The 12939-nt window shown below is 66.0% G+C and carries 14 protein-coding genes; 9 read left to right on the forward strand and 5 right to left on the reverse strand.

The window, feature by feature from the left end; all coding sequences use genetic code 11:
- Nucleotides 1-122 precede the first annotated feature (122 nt).
- From pbpC to H5T60_04920, 5 genes are all read left to right on the forward strand, one after another.
- Complete coding sequence (gene pbpC / locus H5T60_04900; protein MBC7241764.1) at nucleotides 123-2672, forward strand: penicillin-binding protein 1C; 2550 nt, start codon at nucleotides 123-125, stop codon at nucleotides 2670-2672.
- 114 nt (nucleotides 2673-2786) lie between these two features.
- The gene (locus tag H5T60_04905) at nucleotides 2787-3233 is read left to right on the forward strand and encodes a MerR family transcriptional regulator (protein ID MBC7241765.1); all 447 of its coding nucleotides are present in this window, start codon (nucleotides 2787-2789) and stop codon (nucleotides 3231-3233) included.
- A gap of 110 nt (nucleotides 3234-3343) precedes the next feature.
- On the forward strand, nucleotides 3344-3766 hold the full coding sequence (locus H5T60_04910; GenBank protein MBC7241766.1) for a glycine cleavage system protein H: 423 nt from the start codon (nucleotides 3344-3346) through the stop codon (nucleotides 3764-3766).
- Between the two features lie 31 nt (nucleotides 3767-3797).
- Complete coding sequence (locus H5T60_04915) at nucleotides 3798-3962, forward strand: hypothetical protein (GenBank protein MBC7241767.1); 165 nt, start codon at nucleotides 3798-3800, stop codon at nucleotides 3960-3962.
- Complete coding sequence (locus tag H5T60_04920) at nucleotides 3963-4238, forward strand: hypothetical protein (GenBank protein MBC7241768.1); 276 nt, start codon at nucleotides 3963-3965, stop codon at nucleotides 4236-4238.
- 20 nt (nucleotides 4239-4258) lie between these two features.
- Here the strand turns inward: H5T60_04920 and H5T60_04925 are convergent, their stop codons facing one another.
- Both H5T60_04925 and buk read right to left on the reverse strand, forming a co-directional pair.
- The gene (locus H5T60_04925; protein MBC7241769.1) at nucleotides 4259-4672 is read right to left on the reverse strand and encodes a response regulator; all 414 of its coding nucleotides are present in this window, start codon (nucleotides 4670-4672) and stop codon (nucleotides 4259-4261) included.
- 90 nt (nucleotides 4673-4762) lie between these two features.
- Entirely contained in the window at nucleotides 4763-5827 is a 1065-nt protein-coding gene (gene buk / locus H5T60_04930) for a butyrate kinase (GenBank protein MBC7241770.1), read from the reverse strand.
- Nucleotides 5828-6043: 216 nt separating this feature from the next.
- Here buk and H5T60_04935 point away from each other — a divergent pair, with 216 nt between their 5' ends.
- On the forward strand, nucleotides 6044-6913 hold the full coding sequence (locus H5T60_04935; protein MBC7241771.1) for an aminotransferase class IV: 870 nt from the start codon (nucleotides 6044-6046) through the stop codon (nucleotides 6911-6913).
- 95 nt (nucleotides 6914-7008) lie between these two features.
- Here H5T60_04935 and H5T60_04940 read toward each other — a convergent pair whose 3' ends face one another.
- Together H5T60_04940 and H5T60_04945 are read right to left on the reverse strand one after the other, a co-directional pair.
- A complete protein-coding gene (locus H5T60_04940; GenBank protein MBC7241772.1) occupies nucleotides 7009-8799 on the reverse strand; it encodes a DUF11 domain-containing protein in 1791 nt (596 codons plus the stop codon).
- 69 nt (nucleotides 8800-8868) lie between these two features.
- Nucleotides 8869-9726 carry a formylglycine-generating enzyme family protein gene (locus tag H5T60_04945; protein ID MBC7241773.1) on the reverse strand — a complete coding sequence of 286 codons (858 nt, stop codon included), beginning with the start codon at nucleotides 9724-9726 and terminating at the stop codon, nucleotides 8869-8871.
- Nucleotides 9727-9911: 185 nt separating this feature from the next.
- On the opposite strand from H5T60_04945, the gene H5T60_04950 reads away from it, so the two are divergent.
- The 3 genes from H5T60_04950 to H5T60_04960 are packed head-to-tail and all read left to right on the forward strand — an operon-like array spanning nucleotide 9912 to nucleotide 12508.
- Nucleotides 9912-10592 (forward strand): hypothetical protein, encoded by a 681-nt coding sequence (locus H5T60_04950; protein ID MBC7241774.1) that lies wholly within the window; start codon nucleotides 9912-9914, stop codon nucleotides 10590-10592.
- A complete protein-coding gene (locus tag H5T60_04955; protein ID MBC7241775.1) occupies nucleotides 10580-12277 on the forward strand; it encodes a bifunctional ADP-dependent NAD(P)H-hydrate dehydratase/NAD(P)H-hydrate epimerase in 1698 nt (565 codons plus the stop codon). Before H5T60_04950 ends, H5T60_04955 begins: the two co-directional genes overlap by 13 nt.
- Nucleotides 12278-12292: 15 nt before the next feature.
- Nucleotides 12293-12508 carry a hypothetical protein gene (locus H5T60_04960; protein MBC7241776.1) on the forward strand — a complete coding sequence of 72 codons (216 nt, stop codon included), beginning with the start codon at nucleotides 12293-12295 and terminating at the stop codon, nucleotides 12506-12508.
- Between the two features lie 8 nt (nucleotides 12509-12516).
- On the opposite strand, the gene H5T60_04965 is transcribed toward H5T60_04960, so the two are convergent.
- A partial coding sequence (locus H5T60_04965) for a selenide, water dikinase SelD (protein ID MBC7241777.1) occupies nucleotides 12517-12939 on the reverse strand: 423 nt, incomplete at its 5' end.

The raw sequence follows: 12939 nt of genomic DNA on the forward strand, positions 1-12939 counted from the left end.
GCCATCGGTGTGCCCTGAAGGATTCCTGCTGGCGCCGGCGCGAGCGCGTCTATTCCTGAGATGGAGGGCGCCGGCGGGAACTTTGCTCCCCCTTTCAGCGTCCTGGCAGTAAGGCCTCTCTTATGACGCTGAATCCGAGTGAGATGATGGGAACGGCGTGTTCGACAACCGAGCGCCGGCCCTCTCGGGTGCGCAGGTTCCTGCGGGCTGCCCTGCTGTTGGCCCTGGTGCTGGAGACGCTCCTCCTGGGGGGCGCCGGCCTGTATTATGCCCTCCTGGTGTGCGATCTGCCGCCGGTGGAGGGAGTGTCGGCGCGCCTTTCGGCTCCCAGTTCCTTTATCTACGATAGGCAGGGGCGGGTTATCCATGAGGTGATCCACCCGGAGGCCGGCAAGAACGTCCCGCTTTCGCTGGAGGACATCCCGCTCCACCTGCGCCAGGCGGTCATTGCCACGGAGGATGCCACCTTTTACCGGAACCCGGGCTTTTCGCCGCGCGGCATCCTGCGCTCCTTGTGGCTGAATCTGCGCGCCGGCCGAGTGGTGGCCGGCGGCAGTACCATCACTCAGCAGGTGGTGCGCAGTCTTCTGCTTTCGCCGGAAGAGCGCTATGAGACCTCCCTGCGCCGCAAAATCCGCGAGGCCACCCTGGCGTATCGCCTGACCCGCCGCTACTCCAAGGATGAGATTCTGGCGCTGTATCTCAACCAGACCTATTTCGGCAACTTTGCCTTTGGGGTCGAGGCCGCCGCCCGCGCCTATTTCGGCGTCCCGGCCGCGGAGCTGGACCTGGCCCAGGCGGCCCTGCTGGCCGGCCTGATCCAGTCGCCGGCGGCCTACAACCCGCTGGAACATCCGGACGCCGCGATGGAACGTCAGCGCGTGGTCCTGCGCCTCATGGTTCAGCAGGGCTATCTCACGGAGGAGGAAGCGGAACAGGCGGCGCGGGAGCCGCTGTATTTCTCCTCCTCCCCCTTCCCATATCTGCTGGAAGCGCCCCATTTCTCCGCCTATGTGGCCGGCATCCTGGAGCGCGAGCTGGGAACCGACCGCCTGCGCCAGGGCGGCCTGCGCGTCTACACCACCCTTGACCTGGACTTCCAGCGCATTGCACTGGAGGTGACGCGCCGGCGCCTGGAGGAGCTGAATCGGCCGGACGAGCAGGGGGTGCGCCGGCGCGTGGACAACGCCGCGGTGGTCATCCTGGACCCGAACACCGGCGATATTCTGGCCATGGTCGGCAGTCCGGACTATACGAATGCCCGCATCAGCGGCGCTATGAACGCCGCGCTGGCCCTGCGCCAGCCCGGCTCCGCCCTCAAACCCTTCACCTATGCCACGGCCTTCCAAAGCGGCCTCTACACGCCAGCCACCATGATCCTCGATATCCCGACCACTTTCCTGACCGCCGAGGGCAAGGTCTATGCGCCGCAGAACTACGACCTGCGCTTTCATGGGCCGGTTTCGGCGCGCACGGCGCTGGCCTCATCGCTGAACCTGCCGGCGGTGCGGGTGTTGAGCGACATCGGCGTACAACCGGTCATCGACCTGTGTGCGCGGCTGGGCATCACCTCTCTCCAGTCTGCCGAGCGCTACGGCCTGACGCTGACCCTGGGTGGGGGAGAGGTGTCCCTGCTGGAGCTGACGCGGGCCTATGCCGGCCTGGCGGCCGGCGGCCGGCGGGTGGAGATCCGCGCCATCGCGCGCGTGGAGGACGCGGAGGGGAACATCCTGCGCCAGTGGCAGGCCGGCCCCTCCTCCCAGGTCATCACTCCACAGACAGCATTCCTCATCACCGACATTCTGGCGGACGCGCAGGCCCGCCGGCTGGGCTTCGGCGCGTCGCCGTGGCTGAGATTGGACCGGCCGGCGGCGGTCAAGACGGGCACCACCACCGATTGGCGGGATAACTGGACCATTGGCTATACCCCGGACTACGTGACCGGTGTTTGGGTGGGCAATGCCGACAACGCCCCCATGTACGGCGTCTCGGGGGTCAGCGGCGCCGGCCCCATCTGGCACGACATCATGCTGCGCATCCATCAGGGCCGGCCGCGGCGGGGGTTTGCCCGCCCCGACGGATTGGTGCAGGTGGAGGTCTGCGCCGTCTCCGGCCTCCTGCCCAACCCTGACTGTCCACACCGCCGGCTGGAGTGGTTTATCGAGGGCACACAGCCGACAGAAACCTGTCCCCTGCATCAGCGTTTTCACATTGACCGCCGCACCGGCCAGCTCGCGGATGCGTCCACGCCGGCGGAGGAGGTGGTGGAGCGGGTGTACCTGGTACTGCCGGCGGAAGCCCAGGCATGGGCGCGGCAGGAACAACTGCCTCAACCGCCCACCTCTCATCCTCCTTCCTATGCGATCAGCCGGGCGGCCGGCCCATCGCCCATCTGGCTGGCCAGCCCCGCCGCCGGCGATGTCTATCGTCTGAACCCCGCCCTGCCGCGCCAGACCCAGCGCCTCGAGGTCTTGGCGGAGGTACAGCCCGGCCTGCGCCTGACGCCGGTGGAGCTGTACGTGGACGATGTCCTGCTGGCGCGCCTGGAGTCCCCGCCGTACGCGGCTCGCTGGGAGCTGGAAGCCGGCCGGCACCGCTTCCGGGCGCGCGGCCGCACGGAGGCCGGCGAGTGGCTGGAAAGCCCAACCGTGGAGATTGTCGTCAAAGAGTGATGGTCTTATACCCCAAAATATACACATTTGTTTTGACAATGCGGCCACTCAGTGCTATAATATTTGTTGTGCTGGTCTGACCTGGTGAGGGATGATTGGAGGGGGAAGATTACCATGAGCAGTAAGGATAACCGCCCGGTCTATACCATCGCTACCGCGGCAGAACTGTTGGGCGTCCACCCGAGGACTCTGCGCCTCTACGAGGCCGCCGGCCTGGTCAAACCCGCCCGCCGCAACAACCGCCGTATCTATTCCAACAATGACTTGCGCTGGATCCGCTGTATCCGCTACCTGATCCACGAACAGGGCCTCAATCAGGAAGGCATCCGCCGGCTGTTGGCGCTGATGCCCTGCTGGGAGATCCGCGGTTGTCCTCCCGAGCAGTACCAGAACTGTGAGGCGCGCCGTGACCGCACCACGCCCTGCTGGGCCATCGCCTCCATGACCTGCCGGCAGGAGCAGAAATGTCACACCTGCGATGTGTACCTGCGGGCGCGGGAGCGACTGCTGGATGAGGGTGAACTCCAGCACATGGATGAGCAGGCTCCGGAACTGCCGTAAATGGAATTTGCTGCGTTGGCCGATGCCGGCGTTCGTTCGCCCGGCTGATTCTCTCTGCCCATACGCGTTTTCATCGGTCCATATCTTAAAGCCCGGAAAAGGAGCACACCATGAACATCGACCAGTACAACTTCCCCGATGATCTGCTGTACGACCGCGAACACAGTTGGGCGCGCGTGGAGGGTTCGGTGGTCACCCAGGGGCTGACCGATTTCGGTCAGAGCCTGGCCGGCGAAATCGTCTATGTGGAGGTCCCCCGCAAAGGGCGCGAGGTCAAGCAGGGCGAGCCGTTTATGTCCATGGAATCGGGCAAGTGGGTTGGCCGCATTAAAGCGGTGGTCAGCGGCAAGATCGTCGCCGCCAATGAGGAGCTGGAGTGGGAAAGCACCCAGGTCAACCATGACCCGTACGGGGCCGGCTGGCTGGTGAAGATCGAGATGTCGGACCCGTCGGAGCTGGACAAGCTGATGAAGCCGCAGGACCCGGCCTTCGCGGAGTTCATCGCCGCGGAGCGGGCGAAGTACGGCAAATAACGACGACCCTTTCGGCGGCGGTTGCGGCTTCATGGAGTGGGAGAGGCGAGAGGTTCGGGCGACCCTTACGCCGGCCGGCGAGGCCCTGGTGGAGCTTGCCGGCCGGCAATTGCTGGTGCGGCGCAAAATCGAGGTGGCGGTGCAGGCCGCCGGCCTCTGTCCGGTGGAGCTGATCGGGGTGGCGCTGGCGTCCTGAATGGTGCTGACCATGGCGGCGGTCGCCGCCGCGAAGGGGATGCCGGCCGGCGTCTTTTCGGTGGTCGTGCGCATGCAAACCGCCCCGGACGGCCGGGGCGGTGTTACATTTGAGAACACTATTCACTTGTCCTCGAGCTACAGTCCGCGCGAACAGCGCATTCTATACAACTCTGCCCGCACCTGTGAGGTGCACCATATCCTGCGGGGGCCGGTCTGTTTCCGCGAGGAGCTGTGCGTGGATGATGAGGGGGAGGATGCCGGCGTGACCTCTTGACGCACTGCCAGGTGTGCGCGTCAGGAAGCGGCTTGCCGGCTCAACACCCGCTCCACCGCCTCGATCAGCTCCTGAGGTCCGAAGGGCTTCGTGATGTAATCATCCACCTTGGCAATGTGCAGGCCCAGCACCTTGTCAATGGACTGCGCCTTGGCAGTGACCACCACCACGGGAATATGCTGGAGGCGCGGGTTCGCCCGTACCTGCCGGAACACCTCCCACCCGTCCATGTCAGGCATCATCAGGTCCAGCAGGATGAGATCGGGCACCTGAGCTTCCAGGGCTTTCATGCCCTCTTCGCCCCCGACCGCCCCCAGGACCTTATACCCCCGGCGTTCCAGGATCAGCCGGATCAGGTCGATCATCTCCGGCTCGTCCTCGATGCAGAGAATGACGGGCTGTCGTGCGGCCTCTGACTTTGTTTCCTGCGCCATCGTGATCTCCCCTCGTCCTGGACAGCTCACTGAGCAGAATGGCCTGCCGCAATCTTATATCAAATTACCAATTTGGTCAACAGCCGATTCTCAATATTCCTTCGCCGGCTCCTCACCGCGCAGGACGCGCAGGACACCCTGGGTCATGGCCAGCAGTTCATCCTCGCCGGGATAGACGAGCACCGGGGCGATCCATTCCACCCGCGGCCGGATCCAGTTGATGAGCATCTCCGAATGCGCCAGGCCGCCGGTGAGCACGATGGCATCCACCTGGCCGTACAGCACGGTGGCGGCCAGGCCGATTTCCTTGGCGATCTGATAGGCCATGGCCTCATAGACGAGCCGGGCGTGGGCATCGCCGGCCAGGATGCGCCGCTCCACCTCAGTGGCATTGTTGGTGCCCAGATGCGCTACCAGCCCGCCCTGCCCGACGATCTTGCGCATCATTTGCTCATAGGTGTACTTGCCGGAATAGCACATGCGCACCACGTCGCCCACGGGCAGGCCGCCGGCGCGCTCCGGGCTGAACGGCCCCGTCCCATCCAGCGCCTGATTCACGTCCACCATGCGGCCCTTGCGGTGGGCGCTGACCGAGATGCCGCCGCCCATGTGGGCGATGACCAGGTTCAGCTCGTGATAAGGTTTGCCCAGGTCTTTGCCGGCGCGCCGGCCCATCGCCTTCATGTTCAGCGCGTGGGAAAGGGACTTGCGCTCGATCTCCGGCAGGCCGGAGATGCGGGCGATATCGTCGAACTCGTCCACGCAGACCGGGTCAACGATGTACGCGGAGACGCCGGCCTGCACGGCAATCTCATGGGCGATGACGGCGCCCAGGTTCGAGGCATGCTCGCGCTCTTTCGGGGCCTGCAGGTCGGCCAACATGCGCTCGTTGACCAGATATGTCCCGCTCTCAATGGGCCGCAGGAGACCGCCCCGCCCGACCACCGCATGCAGGGAGGCGATGGGGATGGCGTGGCGCTGAAGGGCGTTCAATACCGCGTCCCTGCGCAGGGGGTACTGGTCAAAAATGCGGGTGTACTTTGCCAGCTCCTGGGCGTCGTGATGGATAACTTCGGTGAAGAGCGGCGTCTCGTCCTCGAAAACGGCGATCTTGGTAGATGTGGAACCGGGATTGATGGCCAGGATGCGGAACATGGCGACACTCCTTTGTGTACGGATACTGCCGGCGTCCGAGCCAATGATACATGTTCAGCCGTTGGATGTGGGTAAAATGTACCATACATGCGCGGTGCTGTCCAATTCGCCGGCCCGTATCTTGGCCGGCCGGCGGTGTCGTGGTATAATAATCCGCACGGCCGGCGGCCCCCGCCCCGGCATACATTTTGCAGAAGCGTCGAGGGACCCGGACATATGGCGGGTGAGATCATATCGGAGCATATTATCCTCAACGGGAGGGTCCTGCCGAAGGCGTCAGCCACTATCTCGGTGCTGAACTCCGCCCTGTTCTACAGCTTCGGCGTCTATGAGTCCATCGAGGTAGATGCCGGCGTCCCCTTCCATCTGGACGATCATTTGGACCGGCTCTTCCATTCCGCCCAGATTATCGAAATGCCGCTCCCGTACACGCAGGCGCAACTGCGCGCCTGGGTGGAGCATCTGATCCGGCTCGACCATATCACCGAGTCCCTGCTGCGCATCGTGGCCTTTGGGCCCAACGGCGAGGATGAGGCGCTGGTCTACATCCTGCCCATGGTCCTGCCCCATTATCCCACCACCTTCTACACGCTGGGGGCGACCGCCATCACCTATCCGGGATGCCGGCCCCTTCCCCAGGCCAAAACCCTGAACACCCTGGTGAACTACCTGGCCCTGCGCAAGGCGCGCCAGGCCGGCGCCCACGAGGCCTTCCTGGTCAACGACGCCGGCCAGATGACCGAAGGCTCCCGCAGTAACATCTTTGCGGTGGTGGACGGCGTGCTGGCTACGCCGCCGGCGTATCAGGTGCTCTCCGGCATCACGCGCGACCTGGTGCTGAAGCTGGCGGAGAAACGGGGCATCCCCATTATCGAGCGTCCCCTTCCCCTCAGTGAACTGCCCCTCTTTGACGAGATGTTCGTCACCTCCACCAGCATGCATGTGGTGCCTATCGTGAGGGTGGATGATACGCCCATTAACGGCGGCCGCATCGGCCCCATTACCCGTACCCTGATGGGCGATTTCGAGTCGTATTACGCGCAGGTCATCGGACGGATGGCGATCCCGCTCCTCAGCCTGAAGTAACGCGTTCCGAAACCCTGGGCGCTTCCTGGAGGACAAAGAGCGCCGGCCCTGTTGATGATGGGCCGGCGCTTGTTTTTCCGACGGATTGGGCGCTCTCAGGGGGCGGGGAATTCCGCCAGCGGAGGACAGTCGGGCGCGAGGCAGAGCGCCGGCCGGCCCTCCCCGCCGGCGTGGGCCGGCTGAACGCTCTCGCTCGCGCCGGTGCCGATGGCGAAGGAGCGCAAGCCCGCGAAGGCCTCGTCGTACCACACTGCCACGTTCCAGGTGCCGGGCATGGCCGCCACTTCTGTGCCGGCAATCTCCAACCATGACCATGCGTAGAAGGTGCATTCGGCACTGTACTGCCGCTCGTAGGAGGCGTACAGAGAGCCGTCCGGTGTGTACCAGGTCCAGCGGATGGTATGGGGCACCCCGCCGGCGCGCTGCCACCAGCCCCAGGCGTAGACCGCCTCATCGTCCGGGCGGAAGACCTCCGTCACTTCCTCCGGCAGTCCGCCGGCGTTCACCCCTTTGCTGGTGACGAACTCCGCCAGCGGAGGTGTCACCGGCTCATCCAACGTGATGGAGAAATACACCATGCGCTCGTTGACGAGGCCGTCTGGCCCGCGCAGGCGCACCGTCAGGGAATAAGAGCCCAGGCCGAGGTCTGGCGGTACGGCCCGCGGCAGGTTGGCGCTGTAGGTCCCGCTGGGCCAGTTGATCTGCCAATCATGATAGCTCAACGCCGGCACCCTTCGCCCCAGCCAATCCTGCACCAGCCAGTCCACGGCGACCGGCACCGGCGCCGGGGAGTGATTGGTGATGCGGACCCATTGGTAGATCACCTCGCAGTTGCGGAAGGCGTAATTGGGCTGGTCCTTAGGGCCTTCCAGCCAGACGGCATCCAGGGAGACCGGCCAGGAGGGCGTCGGGGTTGGGGTGGGCGCCGGCGGCAGGGGGTGCAGGCGCCACAGCAGGGGCAAAAAGGTGCGGGCGATGGCCGGCGTTTCCGGCGTGGGCGTTGGCGGCGGGGGTGTGGGGGGCTCCATCGGCTCGCCCTGCAGGCGCAGGGTATATGTGCCGGCCGCGCCGTCCCTTCCATCCACCACCACGTAATAGGTGCCGGCCGGCCCGATAAAGGCCGCCGATTGGTCGCCGAACGCGATGCAGTTCAGGGGGTCACAGCCGGCCAGGACGAAGAGGTCCAGCTCCGGCTTTGCCTCCTCCAGCGTGAGGGTGACCGCTGTCGAGGCCTCCAGCTCCAGGCGGTACAAGACCTCCGGCCCCGATTCGTCCCAGGGGGCGCCGGCATAATACCGCACCTGGGATAGGCCGGCGGAGGTGTCGCCGTGATACAGCGGGGCATCGAGGCTCATCGGCAGGCTCTGGGAACAGTCCAGCTCGGGCGCCGGCGTAGGGGTGGGCGTCGGTGCTCCCGGCCGGGGCTCCAGCCGGCTCGTCACCGAACGGGTGATGCAGAAGGGGGCATTCACGTCGCAGATGAGCGCCTCGTTGGTGATGGTCATCGGCTGGCGGACCAGGGACTGCACCGCAAATGTCAGGGTGATGGCGCTGTTGGCCGGCAGGGCGCCGTCCCAGCGCAGGGTGCGCAGGTTGGGGAGGTAAATCAGTCCGCCGGTGGCACTGCCGCGCACCAACTCCACCTGGTCGGGCAGTTTGTCCGCCAGGCTGACGTGAGAAAGGGCTTCGCCGGCGTTGGCCAGCAGGATTTCATAGCGCAGGGTGGAATAGGGCGCCTCTGAGGGGCCGGCAGGATAGACCCGCTTGGCAGAAGCGTCCAGCGGCGTGGACTGGGGAGGTGGTTCGCCGGCGCGGGCGAAGGCCAGCCATCCCAACAGCACCATGCCGGCCAGCAACACTGTCATCAGCACACTGCGTTTGCGCATAGCCCTTCCCTTCCAGATAGCGGCTTCCAAAGAAAAGACGCCGCAAATTGAAAAGGGATGCGGCCTGTGTCAATCATCCTGGGCACAGCGGATGCCCACGTTGGCGTAGGTGTGGCCCGGGGCGCCCTTCTCGCGTGCCGCGGTGCGGATGTCCTTCTGCCGCATGTTCCACGCGCCGCCGCGCATGACGCGCTCCGTGCCATATGCCGGCCCGGTCGGGTTGCGCTGGACGGTCCAGGTGTAGTAATCCGCGGAATACCAGTCTGCCACCCATTCCCAGACGTTGCCGGCCATATCCAGCAGGCCGTAGGGGCTGGCGCCGGCGGGATAACTGCCGACCGGCGCCGTGTCCGCATATTTGTCATCGATGTCGGGGTGGCGGTAATCGAACGGACAGTTGGCATCGCAGAGATTGGCCAGCCGGCCGTCCGGCGGCTCCTCCCCCCAGGGATAACGGCGCGCCTGCGGGCCGCGGGCCGCCTTTTCCCATTCCGCCTCCGTGGGCAGACGCTTCCCCGCCCATTCGCAGTAGGCGCGGGCATCGTCCCAGCTCACCCAGATGACGGGGTAATGGTCGAATGCCGGGTCGTCGAAATAATGGTCGCGGGTATAGGAGAAGGAGTATTCCGGCGGCCGGCAGGCGCCGGCCTCCACGCATCGGCGGTACTGGGCATTGGTCGTTTCGGTCTTGTCCATCCAGAAGGCGTCCAGGTAGACCGTGTGCTGGGGCTGTTCGTCGCCGGCGGCGTCGCGATCATCGGTCTTGGCGCCCATGACGAACTCGCCGGCGGGGACGCGCACCATGACCTTGCCGTCGGTCGGCGAGATGCGTTCGGCCGGCGGCCCGCCGCAGGCCGCCGCGGTTCCCAGCAGAAGCAGGGCTGGCAGGAGAATCTGACAGATGCGCCGGCGAATCACTGGCACCATATGGTCTCCCCGTCAGTAAAGGATGTCCACCTGTCCGACCAGCGCAAGTATACCACAGCCGGCCGGCATGGCAAAGAGGGGTGGCCAGGGGACAGCTACCCCCGAGGTGACGGTCACCTGAATTGGTTGCCGGCCGGCCCGGGCTGTGGTATACTCCTTCCCGACATTCGCACCTGGGAGGCGTTATGCGGTCCCTTACCTCACCTGCACGCTGTCCCGCCGCGTTCCCGAACCGCCTCTGGCTGGCCGGCCTTCTGGCGGCCGGCGTTCTCCTGGACGCGCTGTTGATCTGGGCGGCGCCGGCGGAGCGCACCCTCGGCCAGGTGGTCAAACTGGTCTTTCTGCACGGCGCGCTGGTGCGCTCCTGTATGCTGGGCTTCCTGGCCGCCGGCCTGCTGGCATTGGCCTGGCTGGTGTGCCGGCACGACGCGCTCCTGCATTGGCTGACCGCCGTACAGCGGGCCACCGCGCTCGTTTGGCTCCTGTATCTGTTCTCCAGCATGATCGTCACCTACCTGGCCTGGGGTGAGCTGATCGCCTGGGGCGAGCCGCGGGTGCGCTCCACCATATATGTCACCGTTCTGCTGGCGGCGGCGGTGCTGGCGGCGGAATGGTCGCCGGCGCCTGTGGCGCGGGCGCTGGCGAACCTGTTGCTTGCGGCCGGCGCGTTATACCTGCTTGGCTCCACGGGCGTGATCCGTCATCCGCTGAACCCCATCGGTACCTCGCCATCCGCCGCCATTCGCCTGTCCTACGCCGGCATCGTCCTGGTCACCGCGATCTGTCATGCCCTCGTCGCCGGCCTGCTGTACCATCCGCCGCAGGCCGAACGCGCAGTTGGGAGAGGTGCGTCATGTACATCCTGAGCGTGGAACAGATGCGGCAGGCAGAAGCCGCCGCCGATGCCGCTGGTCAGACGTATGCCATGATGATGGAGAGCGCCGGCCAGGCCGTCGCCACGGCCGTGCGCCAGTTGACCGACCCGCAGGGCCTGCGCATCCTGGTGCTGGTCGGGCCGGGCAACAACGGCGGGGATGGCCTGGTGGCGGCCTTTCATCTCCAGCAGATGGGCGGGCTGGTTACCTGCTATATCTGGAAGCGGAAGGTCGAAGGGGATGCCAACTTCGCCCGCGCCCGCGACGCCGGCTGTCGCATCCTGTGGGCGCAGGAGGACGCCGGCTGGGCGGCTCTGCGTCAGGAATGCGAGCAGGCGAACGTGGTGCTGGATGCCCTGCTGGGGACAGGGACCGACCGCCCCATCACCGGTGACCTGGCGGAACTGCTGGGCGTGGTGCGGGAGACGGTGGAACGCCGCCGGCGGGCCCGACTGCCCTGGATGAAAGAGGCATTGCAGGTCATTGACCCGACGCTGAAGGTGCCGGAGCGCCCTGAGATGCCCTTGGTGGTGGCGGTGGACGTCCCCAGCGGGGTGAACTGCGATACAGGCGCGCTGGACCCGGCTACAGTGCCGGCGGATGTCACGGTCACCTTCGGCTTCCCCAAGCGCGGCCAGTTTATCTTCCCCGGTGCCGGCGTCCTCGGCAAACTGCTGATCGCGGAGATCGGCATCCCGCCCCGCCTGGTGAAGGACTGCCACCTGCACCTGGTCACCACCAAGATGGTTACTGAGCGCCTGCCCCAACGGCCGCTGGATGCCCATAAGGGGACGTTTGGGCGCGCTCTCATCATCGCCGGATCGGTGAACTACACTGGCGCGCCGGCCCTGGCCGCCGCGGCGGCCACCCGCGTGGGCGCCGGCCTGGTCACGCTGGCCCTGGCCCGCAGTGTCTTCCCCATCGTGGCCGCCAAGCTCTACGAACCGACCTACATCCTGCTCCCGGAGTCGCTGGGCGTCGTCAGCGATGAGGCGGTGGACGTTCTGTGCGAACGCATCCAGGAATTCGATGCCATGCTCATTGGCCCGGGCCTGGGCCAGGCGGACGAGGTGGTGCGCTTTGTGCACACCTTTTTGAGCGGGGAACTGCGCCTGCCGCGCCGGCGGACGCGCATCGGCTTCGTGGAGACCACCGCGCCGGCCGGCACGCCCTCCTCAACCTGCCGACTGCCCCCCACGGTCATTGATGCGGACGCGCTCAATGCCCTGGCGAAGGCGGAGGAGTGGTGGAAGCACATCCCCGCCGGCTGTGTCCTCACGCCGCATCCGGGCGAGATGGCGCGCCTGCTCGGCTGTACGACGGAAGAGGTGCAGGCCGACCGCATCGGGATTGCCAGCCGGGCCGCCCAGCAGTGGGGCCAGATTGTGGTGCTGAAAGGGGCGCATACGGTGATCGCCAGCCCTGACGGCGAGACATATATCCTGCCCTTCGCCAACCCGGTCCTGGCGACCGCCGGCACCGGGGATGTGCTGGCCGGCGCCATTGTGGGGCTGATGGCGCAGGGGCTTTCGCCGCTGGATGCCGCCCTGGTGGGCGGGTTCCTGCACGGCATGGCCGCGGAGGAGGTGGAGTTCAGCCGGCAGATCAGTTGCGGCGTCGTGGCCAGCGACCTCCTGCCGGCCCTGCCGGTGGTCATCCAGCGTCTGCGCGCCTGAGGGAGGGGAATCCGCGTGATATCCGCTTCTGATTCGGACGCCCTGGCGCACCGCATGAAAGTGGTGCTGACCTATATGCGGGGATATGCCTCCATGCTCTCCATGGATGGGCCGCTGACGCCCACGCAGGAGCGCGATGTGGCCAAAATCCTGAAGGGGATCGAGGAGCTGGCGCGCCTAGTGCAGGAGCTGGAGCCGCCGGCGGATGCCGAGGAACCCCAAAAGGGGTGACGCTCACTTTATTCCACCACGATCCCTGCCCCTGACTCCACCGCGCCGATGTGCCAGGCCGGCTGTCCGAAGGATTGACAGGCCGCCAGGAATTCCTCCACCCTCTCCGCCGGCACGGCCAGCAGAAGCCCGCCGGAGGTCTCCGGGGTGAAGAGCATCATCTGCTCTTCCTCGCTGATGCGGCCGGCGAACCGCACCTGCGGCGCGAAAAACTCCTTGTTGCTGTGTGCCCCGCCGGGGAAAAGCCATTCCTCGGCGTACTGCCGCGTCCCCTCCAGGAGGGGGATGCGCTCCAGATACAAATGCAGTTGCACGCCGGAGGCATTGGCCATCTCCGCGGCATGTCCCAGCAGGGAAAAGCCGGTGATGTCGGTGGCGGCGCGCACGCCGGCCGCGCGCGCGGCGCGCGACGCCGATCGGTTGAGCTGAAG

The sequence above is a fragment of the Anaerolineae bacterium genome, assembly GCA_014360855.1.
Taxonomy (GTDB): domain Bacteria; phylum Chloroflexota; class Anaerolineae; order JACIWP01; family JACIWP01; genus JACIWP01.

Excerpts from the sequence above, each read along its gene's own strand:
- pbpC (MBC7241764.1), top strand. The coding sequence starts at position 123 with ATGACGCTGAATCCGAGTGAGATGATGGGAACGGCGTGTTCGACAACC.
- H5T60_04905 (MBC7241765.1), top strand. The coding sequence starts at position 2,787 with ATGAGCAGTAAGGATAACCGCCCGGTCTATACCATCGCTACCGCGGCA.
- H5T60_04910 (MBC7241766.1), top strand. The coding sequence starts at position 3,344 with ATGAACATCGACCAGTACAACTTCCCCGATGATCTGCTGTACGACCGC.
- H5T60_04915 (MBC7241767.1), top strand. The coding sequence starts at position 3,798 with ATGGAGTGGGAGAGGCGAGAGGTTCGGGCGACCCTTACGCCGGCCGGC.
- H5T60_04920 (MBC7241768.1), top strand. The coding sequence starts at position 3,963 with ATGGTGCTGACCATGGCGGCGGTCGCCGCCGCGAAGGGGATGCCGGCC.
- H5T60_04925 (MBC7241769.1), bottom strand. The coding sequence starts at position 4,672 with ATGGCGCAGGAAACAAAGTCAGAGGCCGCACGACAGCCCGTCATTCTC.
- buk (MBC7241770.1), bottom strand. The coding sequence starts at position 5,827 with ATGTTCCGCATCCTGGCCATCAATCCCGGTTCCACATCTACCAAGATC.
- H5T60_04935 (MBC7241771.1), top strand. The coding sequence starts at position 6,044 with ATGGCGGGTGAGATCATATCGGAGCATATTATCCTCAACGGGAGGGTC.
- H5T60_04940 (MBC7241772.1), bottom strand. The coding sequence starts at position 8,799 with ATGCGCAAACGCAGTGTGCTGATGACAGTGTTGCTGGCCGGCATGGTG.
- H5T60_04945 (MBC7241773.1), bottom strand. The coding sequence starts at position 9,726 with ATGGTGCCAGTGATTCGCCGGCGCATCTGTCAGATTCTCCTGCCAGCC.
- H5T60_04950 (MBC7241774.1), top strand. The coding sequence starts at position 9,912 with ATGCGGTCCCTTACCTCACCTGCACGCTGTCCCGCCGCGTTCCCGAAC.
- H5T60_04955 (MBC7241775.1), top strand. The coding sequence starts at position 10,580 with ATGTACATCCTGAGCGTGGAACAGATGCGGCAGGCAGAAGCCGCCGCC.